Raw genomic sequence first — 20054 nt, forward strand, 5'->3', positions numbered from 1 at the left:
CGGAGGCGCCGTCCCGGTGGCCGGGACGGCGCCTCGTGACCGCGGTCGGGGTCAGCCGAGCTTGCTGACGTCCCGGACGGCGCCCTTGTCGGCGGAGGTGGCCATCGCGGCGTAGGCGCGCAGGGCCTGGCTGACGTGGCGCTCGCGGTTCTTCGGCCGGTAGCCGTGGCCGGCCTCCAGGGCGCGGCGGCGCTCGTCCAGGACCTCGGCCGGGACCTCCAGGGAGATCCGTCGGCCCGGGATGTCGATGGCGATGGTGTCGCCGTCCTCGACCAGGGCGATGGTGCCGCCGGACGCGGCCTCCGGGGAGGCGTGGCCGATCGACAGGCCCGAGGTGCCGCCGGAGAAGCGGCCGTCGGTGACCAGCGCGCAGGCCTTGCCCAGGCCCCGGCCCTTGAGGAACGAGGTCGGGTAGAGCATCTCCTGCATGCCGGGGCCGCCCTTGGGGCCCTCGTAGCGGATGACGACGACGTCGCCCTCCTTGATCCGCTTGGCGAGGATCGCCTCGACCGCGTCCTCCTGGGACTCGACGACGACGGCCGGGCCGCTGAACGTCCAGATCGACTCGTCCACGCCGGCGGTCTTCACGATGCAGCCGTCCTCGGCGAGGTTGCCGTACAGCACGGCGAGCCCGCCCTCGACGGAGTAGGCGTGCTCGACACCGCGGATGCAGCCCCCGGCGGCGTCGGTGTCCAGCGACTCCCAGCGCTCGGACTGCGAGAAGGCCTCGGCGGAGCGGACGCAGCCGGGGGCGGCGTGCCACAGCTCGACGGCCTCGGCGGACGGCGAGCCGCCCCGGACGTCCCAGGTCTTGAGCCACTCGGTGAGCGAGTCGGAGTGCACGGTGTGCACGTCCTCGTTCAGCAGCCCGCCGCGGTGCAGCTCGCCGAGGATGGCCGGGATCCCGCCGGCCCGGTGCACGTCCTCCATGTAGTACGCGCCGTTGGGCGCGACCTTGGACAGGCACGGCACCTTGCGAGAGGTGGCGTCGATGGCCCGCAGGTCGAAGTCCAGCTCGGCCTCCTGGGCGGCGGCGAGCAGGTGCAGGATGGTGTTGGTCGAGCCGCCCATGGCGATGTCGAGGGCCATGGCGTTCTCGAAGGCGGCGCGGGAGGCGATCGAGCGCGGCAGGACGGAGTGGTCGTCCTGGCCGTAGTGCCTGTTGGTGATCTCGACGACGGTCCGGCCGGCGGCCTCGTAGAGGGCGCGGCGGGCGGTGTGGGTGGCGAGCAGCGAGCCGTTGCCGGGCAGCGAGAGGCCGATCGCCTCGGTGAGGCAGTTCATCGAGTTGGCGGTGAACATGCCCGAGCAGGAGCCGCAGGTCGGACAGGCGTTCTCCTCGATGATCGCGATGTCCTCGTCGGAGACGTTCTCGTTGACCGCCTGCGAGATCGCGTCGACCAGGTCGAGCTTGCGCACCGTGCCGTCGACCAGGGTGGCCTTGCCGGCCTCCATCGGGCCGCCGGAGACGAAGACCGTCGGGATGTTCAGCCGCAGTGCGGCCATCAGCATGCCGGGGGTGATCTTGTCGCAGTTGGAGATGCAGATCAGCGCGTCCGCGCAGTGCGCGTTGACCATGTACTCGACCGAGTCGGCGATCAGGTCGCGCGAGGGCAGCGAGTAGAGCATGCCGCTGTGGCCCATCGCGATGCCGTCGTCCACCGCGATGGTGTTGAACTCGCGGGGGATGCCGCCGGCCTGCTTGATCGCCTCGGACACGATCCGGCCGACCGGCTGGAGGTGGGTGTGGCCGGGGACGAACTCGGTGAAGGAGTTGGCGACCGCGATGATCGGCTTGCCGAAGTCCTCGCGGGCTACGCCGGCCGCCCGGAGAAGCGCCCGGGCGCCTGCCATGTTGCGACCGTGGGTGACCGTACGGGACCTCAGCTCGGGCACTGTGCTCCACTCCTTCGGAGGCTGACTGGCGGCCCCGCTCGATCAGGAGGGTGCGGGGCCACTGTGTCTGTCGAGCCTACGCCCGCCGTCCGGGCGGCGGACACGGCGTCCGCGATGCGGTCAGCCGGGTGGGCGCACCGCCGGGCCGGGCCGCCCCCGGCGCGGCTCAGGACGGGGTGATCGCGACGGTCAGGTCCAGCACGTACGGCTCGACGACCGTGCCGTCCGGGAACTCCGCCCGCAGGGCCTCGCGCTCGACGGCCAGCAGCGGCGCGCGCTGCTCCGGGGTGAGCGCGGCGAGGTAGGAGCGGGAGGTGAGGTCGGTGATCATGTGGTCCACGGTGATCCGGCGCTCCCAGCGGAGCCGGGTGCGCTCCACCCGCAGGTCGTACGGGGCGAGGTGGGAGGCGACCTCGTCGACGGCGCCGTAGCCGTGGTAGGTCGTGGGCAGCGCGGCGTGCAGCCGCTCGCCCATCGCCCGCACCCAGGCCGCGTTGCTGTCCTTCACGTTCCACCAGAGGGCCAGCGCGCCGCCGGGCCGCAGGACCCGGACCGCCTCCGGCACGGACTTGTCCGGGGTGGTCCAGTGGAAGGCCTGGGCGTAGGTGACGAAGTCCGCCGAGGCGTCGTGGAACGGCAGCTCGTCGCCGCTGCCCCGGACCAGCCCGAGCCCGGGCGAGCCGGCGAGGAACTGCGCGGCCATGCCCGCGTTCGGCTCCACCGCGAGCACGTCGGCGCCGCGGCCGGCCAGCAGCCGGGTGGAGATGCCGGTGCCGGCGCCGACGTCCAGCACCCGCGCGCCCTCCAGACCGCGCCCGGCCAGCCGCTCCAGCGCGTCGAACAACTCCTGCGGGTACGAGGGCCTGGCCCGGTCGTACTCCGCCGCCACGCCGCCGAAGGACTTCGCGAGTTCGCGGAAGTCGCTGCTGGGCCCGGTTCCGGTCTTTTCCGCCATGTGTCCCCCTGTGGACGGCAGTTCGTGTGCCGTCAGCGTACGCGCGCGGAGGTGGCCAGGTGCAGGCGGGTGAAGGCGAGGGCCTCGGCGAGATCGGCCTCGCGTTCGGCGGGCGACGTCGAGCGGCGGGTGTTGACCTCCAGCACGACGTGGCCGTCGAAGCCGGTCCGGGCGAGGTGTTCCAGCAGTTCGGCGCAGGGCTGCTTGCCCCGGCCGGGGATGAGGTGCTCGTCCTTGCCGGAGCCGGAGCCGTCCGCCAGGTGGATGTGGGCGAGCCGGTCCCCCATCCGCTCGACCATCGCGAAGGCGTCCACCCGCGAGGTGGCGACGTGCGACAGGTCGATGGTGAAGTGCCGGTACTCCTCCTCGGTGACGTCCCAGCCCGGCGCGTACGCCAGCATCTCGCGGTCCTTGTACCGCCACGGGTACATGTTCTCGACCGCGAAGCGGACGTCCGTCTCCCCCGCCATCCGGTGGATGCCCTCGACGAACTCCCGGGCGTACTGGCGCTGCCAGCGGAACGGCGGGTGGACGACGACCGCGCTCGCGCCGAGCTTCTCGGCCGCCGCGCGGGCGCGGACCAGCTTGGTCCACGGGTCGGTGCTCCACACCCGCTGGGTGATCAGCAGGCACGGCGCGTGCACGGCGAGGATCGGCATCCGGTGGGCGTCGGAGAGCCGGCGCAGCGCCTCGATGTCCTGGCTGACCGGGTCGTTCCAGACCATCACCTCGACACCGTCGTAGCCGAGTTTGGCGGCCAGCTCGAAGGCGACCGCGGTGGTGGCCGGGTAGACCGAGGCGGTGGAGAGGACGACCTTGGTGTCCGGGATGTGCAGGGCCGGGTGCGGGGGCAGGACCAGGCGGTCGGTGGTGCGCAGCAGCGGCGGGCGGGCGGCGGCCTGGCGGGCGGCCTTGACCGACTTCACGGACTGGACGGCGGCCTTGGCGGCACCGGCCGCCCGGGCGGTCCGGGTGGGCTCGGCGCCGGGGGCCTTGGGGCCCTTGGGCGCCCTGGCGGTCTTCGCCGCTCCGGTGGCCCCGGTCGCCCGGGTGGCCTTGGTGGCTTTGGTGGACTTGGTGGCCGCGCGGCTCGCGGCCTTGCGGGCCGCCTTCTCGGCGACGCCGCCGGCCGCCTCCCGGGCCGCCTTCACGGCCTTGACGCCCTTCACGGCCTTGCCGAGCCTGCGGGTCGGTGCGGGATCCGCGGCGACGTCCGGAGCGGGATCCCGGGCCGGATCCGGGGCGGCGTCCGGGCCGGTGCGGCGCCCGGTGCGGCGCGGGGCGTCCGGCCGCGGCTTCCCGTCCTGGGGCCCGCGGCCCTCCCGCGTCCCGTCCTCGTCCGCTGGTTGCGCCACGGGAGACAGCGTAAGCGGACCACGCCCCGAACGGGGAGCCGGTCGGCGCGCGCCCGGCCGCCCCGCTCCCGGGGTCAGGGGGTGAGCGCGACGGGCCGACGGCGGTCGGCCGGGCTGTCCATGGCGTCCAGCCGGCGCAGGATGATGCCCTCGCGCAGCGCCCAGGGACAGACGTCCAGCTCGTCCAGGCCGAACAGGTCCATCGCCGCGTCGGCGACCAGCGCGCCCGCGAGCAGCTGCTTGGCGCGGCCCTCGGAGACCCCGGGGATCTGCGCCCGTTCGGCGACGGTCATCGCCGACAGCCGGGGCAGCCAGGCGGCGAGGTTGTGGCGGGTGAGCCGGCGGTCGGTGTACGGACCGGCGTCGGCCGGGGCCGCGCCGGTCATCCGGGCCAGCTGCTTGAAGGTCTTGGAGGTGGCGACGGCGTGGTCCGGCGCGCCGAGCCGGGAGACCTCGCCGACGACGGTGGCGATCTCGGCGCGGATGTGCCGTCTGAGCTCGCGCAGCCGCTCCGGGTCGGCGACGTCGCCGGGCAGCCAGCGGGCGGTCAGCCGGCCGGCGCCCAGCGGCACCGAGCAGGCCACGTCCGGCTGCTCGTCCAGGCCGCAGGCGATCTCCAGCGAGCCGCCGCCGATGTCGAGGTTGAGCAGCCGGCCGGAGGACCAGCCGAACCAGCGGCGGACCGCGAGGAAGGTGAGCCGGGCCTCGTCCTGGCCGGAGAGCACCCGCAGTTCGACCCCGGTCTCCTCGGCGACCCGGCGCAGCACCTCCTCGCCGTTGGCGGCCTCGCGCACGGCGGAGGTGGCGAAGGGCAGTATGTCGACGACGCCCTTGTCCTCGGCGACCCGCAGCGAGGAGGCGATCATGCCGATCAGCTTCTCGACCCCGGATCCGTCGATCGCGCCCTGCTCGTCGAGGAGTTCGGCGAGCCGCAGCTCGGCCTTGTGGGAGTACGCGGGCAGGGGTGCGGCGCCCGGGTGGGCGTCGACCACCAGGAAGTGGACCGTGTTGGAACCTACGTCGAGTACACCGAGTCGCATAACCCTCCACGCTACGCGATCCCACGCCGGAGGAGACCGGTCGTGCCGGTGTTCGTGCTGGTCCGGGTACTGATCGCGGCCCGGGGAGGGCCGACCCGGCCGGACCGGGGCCCCGGTTCGAACGGCATTCGGCCGGTGTTGCCCCGGAGTTCACCGGGCCCGGCGGTGAACTCGCCGTGAACCGCGCGACCACGGACGGTTCGCAGCTCCGCGGAGGCTCTACCCTTGCCGGGTGGCAGCAGCAGACACGTCCCAGCACAGCGGCACCTCCAAGGGCGGGAAGAAGAAGTCCGGGAGCGGCGGCCCCGGCGCCGTCGACCTGGCGATGCCGACCCTCCGCTCCGAACTCCGCCCCGAGGTCCCGCTCGACTTCGCGCGCGCCTGGGTCGAGTTCACCGACCCCGAGGACGAGGAGCAGGTCTTCCGCTGCGACCTGACCTGGCTGACCTCCCGCTGGTCGTGCATCTTCGGCCAGGGCTGCCAGGGCATCCGCGAGGGCCGGGGCGAGTCCGACGGCTGCTGCACCCTGGGCGCGCACTACTCGGACGAGGACGACGAGAAGCGTGTCGTCGGCCACGCCGCCCGGCTGACCCCGGAGCTGTGGGAGAACCACGCGCACGGCACGGACGCCAAGGGCCGGATCAAGGTCGACGGCGGCATCACCATGTTCGACGAGGACGGCGACCGCCAGACCCGGCGGGTCGACGGCGCCTGCATCTTCGTGAACAGCCCCGGTTTCGCCGGCGGAGGGGGCTGCGCCCTGCACGCGCTGGCGCTCGCGGAGGGCCGTGAGCCGCTGGAGACCAAGCCGGACGTCTGCTGGCAGCTGCCGGTCCGCCGCACCTACGACTGGATCGACCGGCCCGACGACACCCGCTACCTCCAGGTCACCATCGGCGAGTACGACCGCCGGGGCTGGGGCCCGGGCGGCCACGACCTGCACTGGTGGTGCACCGGCAGCCCGGACGCGCACCAGGGCGCCGACCCGGTGTACGTCAGCTACCGCCCGGAGCTCACCGAGCTGATGGGCCGGGCCGCGTACCGGGTGCTGGCCGGCCTCTGCGAGGAGCGGATCGCCACCAAGGGCGACCGCAAGGTGGCCCCGCACCCGGCCGACCCGGTGAAGCGGCCGAAGGCGCCGAAGAAGTAGCGCGCCCCGGCGGCGAGCGGCCCACCGGCCGCTCGTCGCCGGCCGGCTACTTGTCGATGTCGCCGACGACGAAGAACATCGAGCCCAGGATCGCCACCATGTCCGCGACCAGCGTCCCCGGCAGCAGCTCGGTCAGCGTCTGGATGTTGTTGAACGAGGCCGAGCGCAGCTTCAGCCGCCACGGCGTCTTGTCGCCGCGCGACACCAGGTAGTAGCCGTTGACGCCGAGCGGGTTCTCGGTCCAGGCGTAGGTGCTGCCCTCCGGGGCCTTGAGCACCTTGGGCAGCCGCAGGTTGACCGGCCCCGGAGCGAGCACCGCCAGCTTGTCGAGGCAGGCGTCGGCGAGGTCGAGCGCGTTGACGGTCTGCTCCAGCAGGCACTCGAAGCGGGCCAGGCAGTCGCCCTCCTCGCGGGTGACCACCGTCAGCACCTGCCGCAGCTCCTCGCTGCCGTACGCCAGGTAGGGCTCGTCCCGGCGCAGGTCGAGGTCCAGCCCGCTGGCCCGCGCGATCGGGCCGCTGGCGCCGTACGCCTCGGCCTGCGCCCGGGTCAGGACGCCGACCCCGGCGGTGCGGGCGCGGAAGATCTCGTTGCCCAGCACCAGGTCCTCGAAGACCGGCAGCTGGGAGCGGACCACGGCGACGGCGGCGCGGACCCGGCCGAGCCAGCCGGCCGGCAGGTCCTCCTTGAGGCCGCCGACCCGGTTGAACATGTAGTGCATCCGGCCGCCGGAGGCCTCCTCCAGCACGTGCTGGAGGTCCTCGCGGCCGGTGAAGGCATGGAAGATCGGGGTGATCCCGCCCAGCTCCAGCGGGTAGGAGCCGAGGAACATCAGGTGGTTGAGGACGCGGTTCAGCTCGGCCAGCAGGGTGCGGATCCACACCGCCCGCTCGGGCACCTCCATGCCGAGCATCCGCTCGACGCCGAGCACCACGCCCAGTTCGTTGGAGAAGGCCGAGAGCCAGTCGTGCCGGTTCGCCAGCATGATGATCTGCCGGTAGTCCCGGGCCTCGAAGAGCTTCTCCGCGCCCCGGTGCATGTAGCCGATCACCGGCTCGGCGCTGACGATGCGCTCGCCGTCCAGCACCAGGCGCAGCCGCAGCACACCGTGGGTCGCCGGGTGCTGCGGGCCGATGTTGAGCACCATGTCGGTGCTGCCCGCCCCGCCCGTGAAGTTCTCGGCTCCCGCCCCGATGCCGACCGTGGTCTCCCTCATGGGGTCAGAGTCTGCCATCCCGGCAGCGCCCCGAGGCTCGGCGGTACCGGCATCCGGACGGCCTGCGAGAGCCAGCCGAATCCGCCCAGGCCGGCGGGGTCGGTGAGCTCGGCGCCCTCGCCCGCGCCGCCGAGCGCGCGCAGGTAGCCGACCGGGTCGCTGGAGGCGAGGGCCAGCGGCGGTCGGGCGCCGCTGACCCCGAGCGCCCGCAGCGCCTCCCGCTGCGTCGTCCACAGGCTGTGGAAGCCGGGCGCCGCCACCGCGTCCAGTGCCACGTGCGCGGTGACGTCGCACGAGCCGTCGGGCACCGGGGCCACCTCGCGGCCGGCCCGGAAACCGGTCCGGGTGGGGAACGGCGGCCGGCCCCCGGCGGTGTGCCCGTAGTCGACGGCGACGGCCAGGCCCCGCTCCAGGCCCGCCACCGCGTGCGCCCAGGCGGCGTCCCTGGGCGCGCCGAACTCGACGAAGTCCCCGGGCCGTTCGGCCGGCCACCAGCGGGCGGCCCAGTCGGCGTCGGCCGCGTCCACCGGCCCGCCGAGCCGCTCCTCGCCGGTCGCCGGGTCCACCTCCAGGTAGCGGAGCAGCCCGTCCTCGCCGACCTCGCCGGTGTCCAGCGGCACGTTGTCCAGCCACTCGTTGGCGAACAGCAGCCCGGTGACGCCGCGCGGCACCTCCGCCGTCCACACCGTCGCGGCCCGGCTCCGCTCCGTCCACAGGCCTGTGGACGGAGCGGCGGGCGGGAGGTCCGGGCGGTCGGCGAGCTCCACCGCCCACACCCGCAGCCGCTCCCCCAGCTCCTCCGGCAGTTCGGCCAGCACCCCGGCGACCAGCTCGCCCCGGCCGGCCCCGACGTCCACGAAGGCCAGCTCCTCCGGACGGCCGAGCGCCGCGTCCACCTCCAGCAGCAGCCGGGCCACCGCCCGGGCGAACAGCGGCGAGGCGTGCACCGAGGTCCGGAAGTGCCCGGCCGGGCCCTCCGGCCTGCGGTAGAAGCCGCCGTCGGGGTCGTAGAGGGCACGCTCCGTGGCGGGCGCCCACCGCATCCAGGTCATGGGGCGGGACGCTACACACCCGGTCCGTACCCGCCCAATCCCTACGGCAGCGGCATGCCGGGCTCTCCGACCTAGGGAGTAGGGCGGATCGCCCTCCCGGCGGACCTGGGCACGGTGCGCGACTGCCTACGCTTGAGTCGTGCATCGACTCAACGCCTGGCTCCGCCGTCACCCCATGGTGATCGACTCCGTCTGGGCCGCGATGGTGCTCTTCGTCGGCGTGCTGCCGGAGGACGGGAGCGTGGACAGCGGCTGGCGGATCGGGATCCACTACGCCGTCGCCGTCCTGCTGCCCCTGCTGATGGTCTTCCGCCGCCGCTTCCCCGACGCCACCGTGGCCGCCGCGGGCCTGATCGGCTTCACCCAGGTCCTGCTGGACGTCAACCCGGCCATCTCCAGCATCGCCTACCTGGTGTTCGCCTACACCGGCGCCGCGTTCGGCCGGCCCTGGACGTCCCGGTTCGCCCTGCTCGGCGGCCTGGCCGCGGGCCCGCTGGTGTACTGGCGGCTGCATCCGCAGAAGATCCAGTCGGTCGGCGACTCCGACGTCCACTTCGTCAGCTACTCCGCCCCCGAGGCGCTGCTCATCATCGGCCTGATGACCACCCCGTTCCTGCTCTGCTGGGGCTGGGGACGGCTGACCCGGGTGCGCCGGGCGTACCTGGTCGAGCTGGAGGACCGCGCGGCCCGGCTGGAGCGGGAGCGCGACGCCCAGTCCAAGGTCGCGGTCGCCGCCGAGCGGGCCCGGATCGCCCGCGAGCTGCACGACGTGGTCGCGCACAACGTCTCGGTGATGATCGTCCAGGCCGACGGCGCCGCCTACGTCCTGGACAACTCGCCGCAGCAGGCGAAGGAGGCGCTGAGCACCATCGCCTCCACCGGCCGACAGGCGCTGGTCGAGATGCGCCGGCTGCTGGGCGTGCTGCGCAGCGCCGACAGCAAGGGCGAGGAGTACGTGCCGCAGCCCGGCGTCGAGGAGCTGCCGGAGCTGCTCGACCAGGTCCGCACGGCCGGCCTCCAGGTGGACTTCGCCACCTCCGGCCACCCGCGCGAGCTGCCGCGCGGCGTCGAGCTGACGGTCTACCGGATCGTCCAGGAGGCGCTGACCAACGTCCGCAAGCACGGCGGCCCCGATGTCCACGCCCGGGTCGCGGTCGACTTCGGCGAGCGCGAGCTCGCGGTGCTGGTCGAGGACGACGGCCGCGGCAGCACCGACGAACAGCTCGCCGCCGGCGGCCCCGACGGGCAGGGCCACGGCCTGATCGGCATGCGCGAGCGGGTCGGTATGGTCAGCGGCAGCCTCGACATCGGGCCGCGCCCCGGCGGCGGATTCCGGATCCGCGCCGTCCTGCCGCTCAAGGCCGCCTGACCCCCGGACACCCGCAGTCCCGCCGACGGGCGCCACCGCCCCCGCCGTCCTCCCCGAGGAACCTAGGAGCCACCCATGACCATCCGCGTGATGCTGGTCGACGACCAGGAGCTGCTGCGCACCGGATTCCGGATGATCCTCCAGTCCCAGGGGGACATCGAGATCGCCGCCGAGGCCGGGGACGGCGCCCAGGCCGTGGAGAAGCTCCGGCACACGGAGGTGGACGTGATCCTCATGGACGTCCGGATGCCGCGGCTGGACGGTGTGCAGGCGACCCGGCGGATCTGCCTGGCCGAGGACGGCAGCCCGCTGCCGGACGCCCCGCACGTGCTCATCCTCACCACCTTCGACCTCGACGAGTACGCCTTCGCCGCGCTCAAGGCCGGGGCCAGCGGCTTCCTGCTCAAGGACGTGCCGCCGACCGAGCTGGTGGCCGCGATCCGCGCCGTCCACGGCGGGGACGCCGTGGTCGCGCCGACCACCACCCGCCGCATGATCGACCGCTTCGCCGAGGTGCTGCCGACCCCGCAGAGCGGCCCGGGCGGCTCCGACACCCTGGGCCCGCTCACCGAGCGCGAGCGCGAGGTGTTCCTGCTGGTCGCCCAGGGCCTGTCGAACGGGGAGATCGCGGCCCGGCTGGTGCTCTCCGAGGCCACCGTGAAGACCCACGTCGGGCGGATCCTGGCCAAGCTGGGCCTGCGCGACCGGGTCCAGGCCGTGGTCCTGGCCTACGAGGCCGGGCTGATCCGGGCCGGCGCCACCGACTGACCCGCCCGCGCCCTCTCCCGCGCTCCGCCGCCCACCCGCGCTCCGGCCCCGCCCACGCTCCGGACCCGGCCCCGTGCCCGGTCCGGAGCGAACCGCTCCGCGGGCCCGGCCCCGCCCGTAGAATGGGCCGGTACGTCCGGTACCCCGGCAGTGGACTGGAACGGAACCCCTGGACAAAGGTGGACGCGTGAGTCCGTCCGACTTCGCCGACCGAGGCGAGTTCGCCCCGCTCGCCGACGGCCTCGGCGACCCGGCCGACCCCGGCAACCGCCCCGCCCGCCTGGCCGTCGGCGTGGTCGGCACCGGCCGGGTCGGCCCGGCGCTCGGCGCCGCCCTCCAGCTCGCCGGCCACAAGGTGGTCGCCGCCTCCGCGGTGTCCGCCGCCTCGCGCCGCCGGGCCGAGACCCTGCTGCCGGGCGTACGGATCGTCACCCCGCCGCAGGTGCTGGCCGCCGCCGACCTGGTCCTGCTCACCGTCCCCGACGACGCGCTGGCCGACCTGGTCACCGGCCTGGCCGCGACCGGCGCCGTCCGGCCCGGCCAGATCCTGGTGCACACCTCCGGCGCGCACGGCGTGGCCGTGCTGGAGCCGGCCGCCGCGGCCGGCGCGCTGCCGCTCGCGCTGCACCCCGCGATGACCTTCACCGGCACCTCCGTCGACCTGGCCCGGCTGGCCGGCTGTCCCTTCGGGGTGACCGCCCCCGAGGAGCTGCGCCCGGTCGCCGAGGCGCTGGTGGTGGAGATGGGCGGCGAACCCGAATGGGTGCCGGAGAGCGTCCGCCCGATGTACCACACCGCCCTCGCGCACGGCGCCAACCACCTGGTCACGCTGGTCGCGCAGGCGATGGAACTGCTGCGCACGGCCGGCGTCGCCGAGCCCGGCCGGATGCTCGGCCCGCTGCTCGGCGCCGCGCTCGACAACTCCCTGCGCTCCGGCGACGCGGCCCTCACCGGCCCGGTCGCCCGGGGCGACGCCGGCACCGTACGCCGCCACCTGGCGCAGCTCAGTACGGTGTCCCCGGACATCCCCGCCGCCTACCGGGCGATGGCCCGGGCCACCGCCCAGCGGGCCCTGGCCCGCGGAACGATCGACGAAACGTCGGCGGCGGCGCTGCTGGACGTACTGAACGAGGAGAAGCAGTAATGGCACGCGGCAAGCAGCCGGGCAAGACCCAGCACGCCCCGAAGGTCCACCGGGCCGTCGTCACCCGCACCGTCGACGACTTCGAGTCGGCGTTCTGGCCGGACGAGCAGCCGGTCGACAACGCGGTCGTGATGACGATGGGCGCCCTGCACGAGGGCCACGCCGCGCTGATCCGGGCCGCCCGCAAGCAGGTCGGCCGGGACGGCCGGGTCGCCGTCACCGTCTTCGTCAACCCGCTGCAGTTCGGCGCCGGCGAGGACCTGGAGCGCTACCCGCGCAGCCTGGACGACGACGTGCGGCTGGCCGAGGCCAGCGGCGCCGACGTGGTCTTCGCGCCGTCCGTCGACGAGGTCTACCCGAACGGCGAGCCGCAGGTGCGGATGGCGGCCGGCCCGATGGGCGAGCGCTTCGAGGGCGCCACCCGGCCCGGCCACTTCGACGGGGTGCTGACCGTCGTCGCCAAGCTGCTGCACATCACCGACCCGGACTTCGCGTTCTTCGGCGAGAAGGACGCCCAGCAGCTGGCGGTCGTCCGCCGGATGGTGGCCGACCTGGACTTCGACGTCGAGATCGTCGGCGTGCCGACCGTCCGCGAGGAGGACGGCCTCGCGCTCTCCTCCCGCAACCGCTACCTCTCGGCCGAGGAGCGCGACCACGCCCTGGCCCTGTCCGGAGCCCTGTTCGCCGGCCGGGACGCGGCCGCGCGCGGCCCCAAGGCCGTGCTCGACGCCGCCTCGGCCGTGCTCGACGCCGCCGAGGGCGTCGACCTCGACTACCTCGCCCTGATCGATCCGTACGACTTCACCGAGGCCCCGGACGACTTCCAGGGCGAGGCGGTGCTGGCCGTCGCCGCGAAGACGGGCGCGACCCGTCTGATCGACAACGTCCGCATCGTCGTCCGGTAGCCACCGCGCCGGACCGCACCACTGCACCACTGCACCACTGCACCACTGCACCACCGAACCGCAGTACCGCAGTACCGCAGTACCGCAGCACCCGGACCGGAACGCCGGACCGAAACAAACGCTCGCCCGCAGAGCGTTGGGCAGCAAGTACCCCCTAGGCATGCACTCACAGGAGGCGTGACCCGCAATGCTCCGCACCATGCTCAAGTCCAAGATCCACCGGGCCACCGTGACCCAGGCCGACCTGCACTACGTCGGCTCGGTCACCGTGGACGAGGACCTGCTCGACGCCGCCGACCTGCTCCCCGGCGAGCTGGTCCACATCGTCGACATCAACAACGGCGCCCGGCTGGAGACATACACCATCGCCGGCCCGCGCGGCTCCGGCGTCATCGGCATCAACGGCGCCGCCGCCCGGCTGGTCCACCCCGGCGACCTGGTCATCCTGATCGCCTACGGGCAGATGGACACCGCCGAGGCCAAGGGCTACCTCCCCAAGGTGGTCTTCGTCGACGAGCGGAACCGGGTCACCGGCACCGGCGGCGACCCGGCCGAGGCCGGGGAGGGCACCGGACTGCTGCGCGGCGACGCGGCGTACCGTGGCGACAACGGTGCGGCCGACCCGGTCGCGCGCTGAAGGAGCCACTGAAGTCATGTCCGTCACCCACCGCCTCACCGCCCCCGCACCGGGCTGGACCACCGACACCGACGTCGTCGTGGTCGGCTCCGGCGTGGCCGGGCTCACCGTCGCCCTCAACGTCCGCCGGGCCGGCCTGCGGGCCATGGTGGTCACCAAGGCGATGCTGGACGACGGGTCCACCCGCTGGGCCCAGGGCGGCATCGCGGCCGCCCTGGGCGAGGGCGACACCCCCGAGCAGCACCTGACCGACACCCTGGTGGCGGGCGCCGGGCTGTGCGACGGGGACAGCGTCCGCACCCTGGTCACCGAGGGCCCGGACGCGGTCCGCCGGCTGATCGCGGTCGGCGCGGCCTTCGACCGGGGCGAGGACGGCGACGTCCTGCTCACCCGCGAGGGCGGCCACCACCGGAACCGGATCGCGCACGCCGGCGGGGACGCCACCGGCGCCGAGATATCCCGCGCGCTGGTCGAAGCCGTCCGCCGGGACCCGGACGTCGAGCTGATCGAGCACGCCCTGGTGCTCGACCTGCTCACCGACGCCGACGGGCACGCCGCCGGGCTCACCCTGCACGTGATGGGCGAGGGCCAGCGGGACGGCGTCGGCGCCGTCCGCGCCCGCGCGGTGGTGCTCGCCACCGGCGGCATGGGCCAGGTCTTCTCGGCCACCACCAACCCGGCGGTGTCCACCGGCGACGGCGTGGCGCTCGCGCTGCGGGCCGGCGCCGAGGTCACCGACCTGGAGTTCGTCCAGTTCCACCCCACCGTGCTCTGGCTCGGCCCCGAGGCGGAGGGCCAGCAGCCGCTGGTCTCCGAGGCGGTCCGCGGCGAGGGCGCGCACCTGGTCGACGCGGACGGCGTCCGGTTCATGCTCGGTCAGCACGAGCTGGCCGAACTCGCCCCGCGCGACATCGTCGCCAAGGCGATCACCCGCCGGATGCGGGAGCACGGCACCGACCACATGTACCTGGACGGGCGGCACTTCGGCGCCGAGATGTGGCAGCGGCGCTTCCCCACCATCCTGGCCTCCTGCCGCGCGCACGGCATCGACCCGGTCACCGAGCCGATCCCGGTCGCGCCGGCCGCGCACTACGCCTCCGGCGGGGTGCGCACCGACACCCGCGGCCGGACGTCCGTGCCCGGCCTCTCCGCGTGCGGCGAAGTGGCCTGCACCGGGGTGCACGGCGCCAACCGGCTGGCCTCCAACTCCCTGCTGGAGGGCCTGGTCTTCGCCGAGCGGATCGCCGCCGACCTGACCGCCCGGCACGCCGCCGGGGACCTGCCCGAGCGCGTCGTCGACGTCGAGGCGGCCAGGGCCGCCCGCCCGGTGCCGCTGCCCGCGCCCGAGGCGCGGGCCGAGATCCAGCGGCTGATGTCGCGCGGCACCGGCGTGCTGCGCTCGGCTGCGTCGATGGCCGCCACCGCGGCGGGCCTCGCCCGACTCGCCGAGCAGACCCGCGCCGCCGTCGCCGAGGAGAAGCCGGCCGACCCCCGGGTGGAGACCTGGGAGGCCGCCAACCTGCTGCTGGTCGCCGACGCCCTGGTCACCGCCGCCGCGCAGCGCGAGGAGACCCGCGGCTGCCACTGGCGCGAGGACTTCCCGGAGCGCGACGACGCGCACTGGCAACGCCATCTGATCACCACCCTCACCGCCTCCGGCGGACCCGTCAGCACCCTCGAGGAGCCGTAACACCATGACCGACGCGACCGACGTGACCCACCTGCACGAGCACGAGCACGACGAGCTCCCGCTGGCCGGCGGCTGCGGCGACGGCTGCGCCTGCGGGGACGGCGAGGGCTACGAGACCGGCCTGGACCCCCAGCTCGCCGAACTGCTGGAGGAGGCCGGCCTGGACCCGGTCGAGGTCGAGGACATCGCGACCCTGGCGCTGGCCGAGGACCTCGCCGGCGGCGAGGACGTCACCTCGGTGGCCACCGTGCCCGCCGACGCCGTCGCCACCGCCGACTTCACCGCCCGCGAGGCGGGCGTGGTGGCCGGCCTGCGGATCGCCGAGGCCGTCGTCTCGCTGGTCTGCGAGGAGGAGTTCGAGGTCGAGCGGCACGTCCAGGACGGCGACCGGGTCGAGGCCGGCCAGGTGCTGCTCTCGGTCCGCTCCCGCACCCGGGACCTGCTGACCGCCGAGCGCAGCGCGCTGAACCTGCTCTGCCACCTGTCCGGCATCGCCACCGCCACCCGCGCCTGGGCGGACGCCCTGGAGGGCACCGACGCGGTGGTCCGCGACACCCGCAAGACCACCCCGGGCCTGCGCGCGCTGGAGAAGTTCGCGGTCCGCTGCGGCGGCGGCGCCAACCACCGGATGGCGCTCTCGGACGCGGCCCTGGTGAAGGACAACCACGTGGTCGCGGCCGGCGGCGTCGCCGAGGCGTTCCGGGCCGTCCGGGCCGCCTACCCGGAGCTGCCGGTCGAGGTCGAGGTCGACACCCTGGAGCAGATCGCCCCGGTCCTGGACGCCGGCGCGGAGCTGATCCTGCTGGACAACTTCACCGTCCCGCAGCTGCGCGAGGCGGTCGCCCTGGTGGCCGGCCGGGCCGAGCTGGAGGCGTCCGGCGGACTCACCCTGGCCACCGCGCGCGAGGTCGCCCAGACTGGGGTCCAGTACCTGGCGGTCGGCGCGCTGACCCACTCCTCGCCGATCCTGGACATCGGCCTGGACCTGCGCGCCTGACCGTCCGTCCGACCCGTTCGCCCGTTCGCCCCTGGTCCTCGACGCAGAAAGCACCTGATGCTGCTCACCATCGACGTCGGCAACACCCAGACCACCCTCGGCCTGTTCGGCGGTGAGGAGGTGGTCGAGACCTGGCGGATCTCCACCGATCCGCGCCGCACGGCGGACGAGCTGGCGGTGCTGCTGCACGGCCTGATGGGCTCGCAGGGGGCGAACGGCTCGCGCACCGCGATCGCGGACGCGAAGGTCGAGGGCCTGGCGATCTGCTCCTCCGTCCCCTCCGTGCTCCACGAGTTCCGCGAGGTGGCGCGCCGGTACTACGGCGACGTCCCCGCGGTGATCGTGGAGCCGGGGGTGAAGACGGGGGTGCACGTCCTGATGGACAACCCCAAGGAGGTCGGCGCCGACCGGATCGTCAACGCGCTGGCCGCCAACCACCTCTACGGCGGCCCCTGCATCGTGGTCGACTTCGGCACCGCCACCACCTTCGACGCGGTCAACGCCCGCGGCGACTACGTCGGCGGCGCGATCGCCCCCGGCATCGAGATCTCGGTCGAGGCGCTCGGCAACCGCGGCGCCCTGCTGCGCAAGATCGAACTGACCCGCCCGCGCAACGTGATCGGCAAGAACACCGTCGAGGGCATGCAGTCCGGCATCCTCTACGGCTTCGCCGGGCAGGTCGACGGCCTGGTCGACCGGATGGCCCGGGAGCTGTCCAAGGACCCCGACGACGTCCAGGTGATCGCCACCGGCGGCCTGGCCCCGCTCGTCCTCGGCGAGGCCGGCTCCCTCGACGTCCACGAGCCCTGGCTCACCCTCATCGGCCTGCGCCTGGTCTTCGAACGCAACCGCCCGAGCTGACCCGGGGGCGCCGCAGCGTCCGAACGTGGGGGCTCGGCGCGACACTACCGACAAATCGGATATTCCTCACGTAGTGTCAGCCCATGCCTACGCCACACGGATCGCGCGGCGGCATGGCCTTCAGCGCCGACGAAGTCCGCGTGCTGCGCCGCGCCCTCGCCCAAGCCCTGCACCCCGCCGTCCCCGTCCACCTCCAGCTCCCCGACCGGTCGCTGCTGTACGCCGACGCGGGTGCCGCCCTGTGGGCCGAGGACGTCCAGGACGCACTGCGCCTGACCGAGGCGATCGACGAGGCCGTCCAGGAGGGGGGCCGGCTGCGCGCCTTCCTCCTCGCCGACCTCACCCGCTACCGGGCCGCCCTGCCCGGCAGCGCCAGCGGCTACCTGGAACGGCTGGAGGAGGCGGTGACCGACGGCTACCTCCCGGGACCGGAGGACCTCACCGCGCTGCGCGGACTGTCCCGCCAGCCCTGCGGCCAGCACGAGCGCTCCCGCCGCTCCCGGCTGGCCGGTCGCTGCCACGCGCTGGCCGAGGCCGCCGTCCGCGAACGGCTCGCCCTCACCACCGGCCAGCGCCACCTCGTCGCCGTACCGAGCCCCGCCGCACCCCCGAGCAGTCCCCTCATCCCTGTTGGAGGACGGATCCCGATGAGCAGCACCGAGCACCCCGCCGAGCAGCCCGCCGCCGCCCGCAAGGGCGCGCCCCGCGGCCCGCAGGACCAGCAGCCCGCCCGGCCGCACCGGATGCCCACCCCGGCGGAACTGTTCGGCCGCCGCCCCAAGGCCGCGCCGCATCCGGACCGGCCGGCCCACCCGGCGGCGCCCGAGGACCTGGAGCTGGCCACCGGCACCGGCTGAGCCCGCCCCGCCACCGCCTCCCGGGGAGGCCGCGCCGCACCGAGCGGCCCGGCCTCCCCGGTCCGTCCGTCGACCATCGCGTTCCCCGGGCCGCTCGTTCCGGTCACAACTCGATAACCATCACCGCGCGCGCCGCCGGATCGCTCCCGTCCTGACCGAATTGATGGGCGATCAACCGGCTTGACGTCCGTCCGGCCGTCCATAGGGTCGCGGGGACACCCCACGATCAAGAGGATCCCCGTGAACTCGACCCGCGCGCGCCGGGTGCTCGGCTCGGCCGCGGCCACGGCCGTCGCCGCCCTGTCCGTCGGCACGCTCGCCGTCCCCGCCCACGCCGCGGGACCGGCCCTCAGCCTCGAAGTCGGCTCCCTGATCCAGATCCAGGGCGAGCCGACCACCCAGCCGCAGTTCGGCGAGAACGTCTTCCTCCGGATCGGCCGGACCGGCACCGCCCCGGTCCAGGGCGCCAGGCTCACCCTCGACACCTCCGGGCTGGACGGCGTCGCCGTGCTCACCGCCTCCGGCGGCCGCTGCGTCACCGCGGCCCGGACGATCACCTGCGACCTCGGCTACCTCAACAGCGACAGCGTCAACATCACCGACCACCTGTGGGCGAGCGCCGTGCCCGGGGCCAAGGCCGGCACGAGGGGCGTGGTGCACGCCGCGCTGACCGCGCCCGGCGCCGAACCGGCGGACAAGGACTTCGCGGTCGAGGTCGGCGGCGCCGCGTTCCGGGCCGCCGAGATCGCCGCCAAGCAGCACGCCAAGGTCGGCAGCACCTTCACCCCGGCCGTGCGGTTCGCCAACCGCGGCGGCGTCTCGGCCGCCCGGGCGGTCGTCGAGGTCCTGATCCTGCCCGGCCTGAAGGTCGAGAACTGGCCGTCCAACTGCGAGTACGCCACCGACCCGGGCCAGATCGGCCGCGAGGGCTTCGGCACGCCGATCGCGACCATCCACGGCATCTGCACCGTCGAGGGCGAGATCCTGCCCAACGAGCCGGTCCGGCTGAACGGCCTCGACCTCACCGTCACCTCGGAGGCCGAGTACACCATGGCGGACTTCATGGTCTTCGCCGACCCGAACGCGGCCGGCACCCAGGGGGCGGAACTGCGCCGGCGGCTCTCCTTCGAGCGCGGCACCGGCGCGCCCGCCACCCTGACCCGGGACTCCGCCGAGGGCATCCCCTCCGGCTACCCCGACGCCAACGGCCACTTCACCGAGCAGGAGGTGTTCGCGGACAACGGCGCCGACTTCGGCCTGACCGGCACCTGGACCCCGGACGCCTCCGGCCGCGCGGGCACGCTCACCGTCACGGCCGCCAACCGCGGTCCGGCGTCGATCTTCGACCGCAGCGGCGGCGAGGGCACCCCGTTCGTCCGGATCCAGCTGCCCGAGGGCGCCACGGTCACCGACCTGCCCGAGAACTGCCGGGCGAACAACCGCGTCCTGGGGGAGCCGCAGGACCGCCCGCTCAACAAGTTCGACTGCAAGGCCTTCGACTTCTTCATGGCGAACGGCTCGTCCAGCCGCCACGTCCTGGGCCTGGCGCTGGACGAGGGCACCGTCCCGCTGTCCGCCACCGTCTCGTTCCAGAACCAGCTCAGCGACCTGGAGGAGGGCTACCCGAGCGCCCCCATGAGCTGGGACCCCGACCCGGACAACGACCGGATCAAGGTCGCGCTGCGCTCGGCCCCCGTGCCCGACCCCGTCGTCCCGGACAACGGGGCCGGGACCCCGGTGGAGCCGGTCGCGCCGGTCGTACCGGCCTCGGCGGCGGACTCCACCGGCACCGGCACCGCGACCGGGGCCACCGCGACCGGCTCCACCGGCCGCAGCACCGGCACCGCCGCGGCGGGCCGGACCGCCACCGGGAGCACCGGCACGGTGGCGCTCGACCTCGCGGACGGCGGCGAGCTGGCCGACAGCGGTCGGGGCGACGCCGTCCCGCTGGCCTGGGCCTCCGCCACCGCGCTGACCCTGGGCGGCGCCGCGCTCCTCGGCTCCCGCCGCCTCGGCCGCCGGCGCTCCTGAACCCGTCGCGCGGGGCGCGGGCGGCGTACCCCGCCCCCGTCCCGCGCGGCGCGGCAATCCCGTGGCGGAGCACCACCGAGGGCTGGCTACCCTGGTGGGGTGAGCGATCAGAGTCCCATCACCGCGACCGA

The 20054-nt window shown here is 74.4% G+C and carries 17 protein-coding genes; 11 read left to right on the forward strand and 6 right to left on the reverse strand.

From position 1 onward, the window contains the following. Nucleotides 1-51: 51 nt before the first annotated feature. The 4 genes from ilvD to ACW14Y_RS18865 all read right to left on the reverse strand — a co-directional run bounded on the left by ilvD (nt 52) and on the right by ACW14Y_RS18865 (nt 5246). A complete protein-coding gene (gene ilvD / locus ACW14Y_RS18850) occupies nt 52-1896 on the reverse strand; it encodes a dihydroxy-acid dehydratase (protein WP_380299872.1) in 1845 nt (614 codons plus the stop codon). A gap of 166 nt (nt 1897-2062) precedes the next feature. Next, nucleotides 2063-2851, reverse strand: a complete 789-nt coding sequence (locus ACW14Y_RS18855) for a class I SAM-dependent methyltransferase (protein WP_456987752.1) — start codon at nt 2849-2851, stop codon at nt 2063-2065. 32 nt (nt 2852-2883) lie between these two features. Further along, a complete protein-coding gene (locus ACW14Y_RS18860) occupies nt 2884-3687 on the reverse strand; it encodes a sugar phosphate isomerase/epimerase family protein (protein WP_266271745.1) in 804 nt (267 codons plus the stop codon). A gap of 593 nt (nt 3688-4280) precedes the next feature. Then, nucleotides 4281-5246, reverse strand: a complete 966-nt coding sequence (locus ACW14Y_RS18865) for a Ppx/GppA phosphatase family protein (protein WP_340632132.1) — start codon at nt 5244-5246, stop codon at nt 4281-4283. Between the two features lie 325 nt (nt 5247-5571). Between ACW14Y_RS18865 and ACW14Y_RS18870 the strand changes: the two genes are divergently transcribed. Continuing rightward, on the forward strand, nt 5572-6396 hold the full coding sequence (locus ACW14Y_RS18870) for a hypothetical protein (protein WP_375926527.1): 825 nt from the start codon (nt 5572-5574) through the stop codon (nt 6394-6396). A 46-nt stretch (nt 6397-6442) separates the two neighbouring features. Here ACW14Y_RS18870 and ACW14Y_RS18875 read toward each other — a convergent pair whose 3' ends face one another. After that, complete coding sequence (locus tag ACW14Y_RS18875) at nt 6443-7612, reverse strand: NADH-quinone oxidoreductase subunit D (protein WP_340632131.1); 1170 nt, start codon at nt 7610-7612, stop codon at nt 6443-6445. Beyond that, nucleotides 7609-8664 carry an SAM-dependent methyltransferase gene (locus ACW14Y_RS18880; protein WP_380299870.1) on the reverse strand — a complete coding sequence of 352 codons (1056 nt, stop codon included), beginning with the start codon at nt 8662-8664 and terminating at the stop codon, nt 7609-7611. Before ACW14Y_RS18880 ends, ACW14Y_RS18875 begins: the two co-directional genes overlap by 4 nt. Before the next feature lie 175 nt (nt 8665-8839). Here ACW14Y_RS18880 and ACW14Y_RS18885 point away from each other — a divergent pair, with 175 nt between their 5' ends. The 10 genes from ACW14Y_RS18885 (at nt 8840) to ACW14Y_RS18930 (ending at nt 19923) form a co-directional block, all read left to right on the forward strand. Further along, nucleotides 8840-10033: a sensor histidine kinase gene (locus tag ACW14Y_RS18885; protein WP_380383677.1), complete on the forward strand. Its 1194-nt coding sequence runs from the start codon at nt 8840-8842 to the stop codon at nt 10031-10033. A gap of 75 nt (nt 10034-10108) precedes the next feature. Then, nucleotides 10109-10801, forward strand: a complete 693-nt coding sequence (locus tag ACW14Y_RS18890) for a response regulator (RefSeq protein WP_030393768.1) — start codon at nt 10109-10111, stop codon at nt 10799-10801. Between the two features lie 187 nt (nt 10802-10988). Then, nucleotides 10989-11945, forward strand: a complete 957-nt coding sequence (locus ACW14Y_RS18895) for a Rossmann-like and DUF2520 domain-containing protein (RefSeq protein ID WP_456987755.1) — start codon at nt 10989-10991, stop codon at nt 11943-11945. Then, nucleotides 11945-12850: a pantoate--beta-alanine ligase gene (gene panC / locus ACW14Y_RS18900; RefSeq protein WP_380383458.1), complete on the forward strand. Its 906-nt coding sequence runs from the start codon at nt 11945-11947 to the stop codon at nt 12848-12850. Before ACW14Y_RS18895 ends, panC begins: the two co-directional genes overlap by 1 nt. A 187-nt stretch (nt 12851-13037) precedes the next feature. Further along, nucleotides 13038-13487 (forward strand): aspartate 1-decarboxylase, encoded by a 450-nt coding sequence (gene panD / locus ACW14Y_RS18905; protein ID WP_030393765.1) that lies wholly within the window; start codon nt 13038-13040, stop codon nt 13485-13487. A 16-nt stretch (nt 13488-13503) separates the two neighbouring features. Then, the gene (locus ACW14Y_RS18910; protein ID WP_380299867.1) at nt 13504-15177 is read left to right on the forward strand and encodes an L-aspartate oxidase; all 1674 of its coding nucleotides are present in this window, start codon (nt 13504-13506) and stop codon (nt 15175-15177) included. 4 nt (nt 15178-15181) lie between these two features. After that, the gene (gene nadC, locus ACW14Y_RS18915) at nt 15182-16174 is read left to right on the forward strand and encodes a carboxylating nicotinate-nucleotide diphosphorylase (RefSeq protein ID WP_380299866.1); all 993 of its coding nucleotides are present in this window, start codon (nt 15182-15184) and stop codon (nt 16172-16174) included. A 57-nt stretch (nt 16175-16231) separates the two neighbouring features. Further along, entirely contained in the window at nt 16232-17035 is an 804-nt protein-coding gene (locus ACW14Y_RS18920; RefSeq protein WP_266270116.1) for a type III pantothenate kinase, read from the forward strand. An 83-nt stretch (nt 17036-17118) separates the two neighbouring features. Next, the gene (locus tag ACW14Y_RS18925) at nt 17119-17892 is read left to right on the forward strand and encodes a hypothetical protein (protein WP_380299865.1); all 774 of its coding nucleotides are present in this window, start codon (nt 17119-17121) and stop codon (nt 17890-17892) included. A gap of 240 nt (nt 17893-18132) precedes the next feature. Continuing rightward, entirely contained in the window at nt 18133-19923 is a 1791-nt protein-coding gene (locus tag ACW14Y_RS18930) for a hypothetical protein (RefSeq protein WP_456987759.1), read from the forward strand. Nucleotides 19924-20054: the final 131 nt, after the last annotated feature.

Source organism: Kitasatospora sp. cg17-2 (assembly GCF_054031055.1).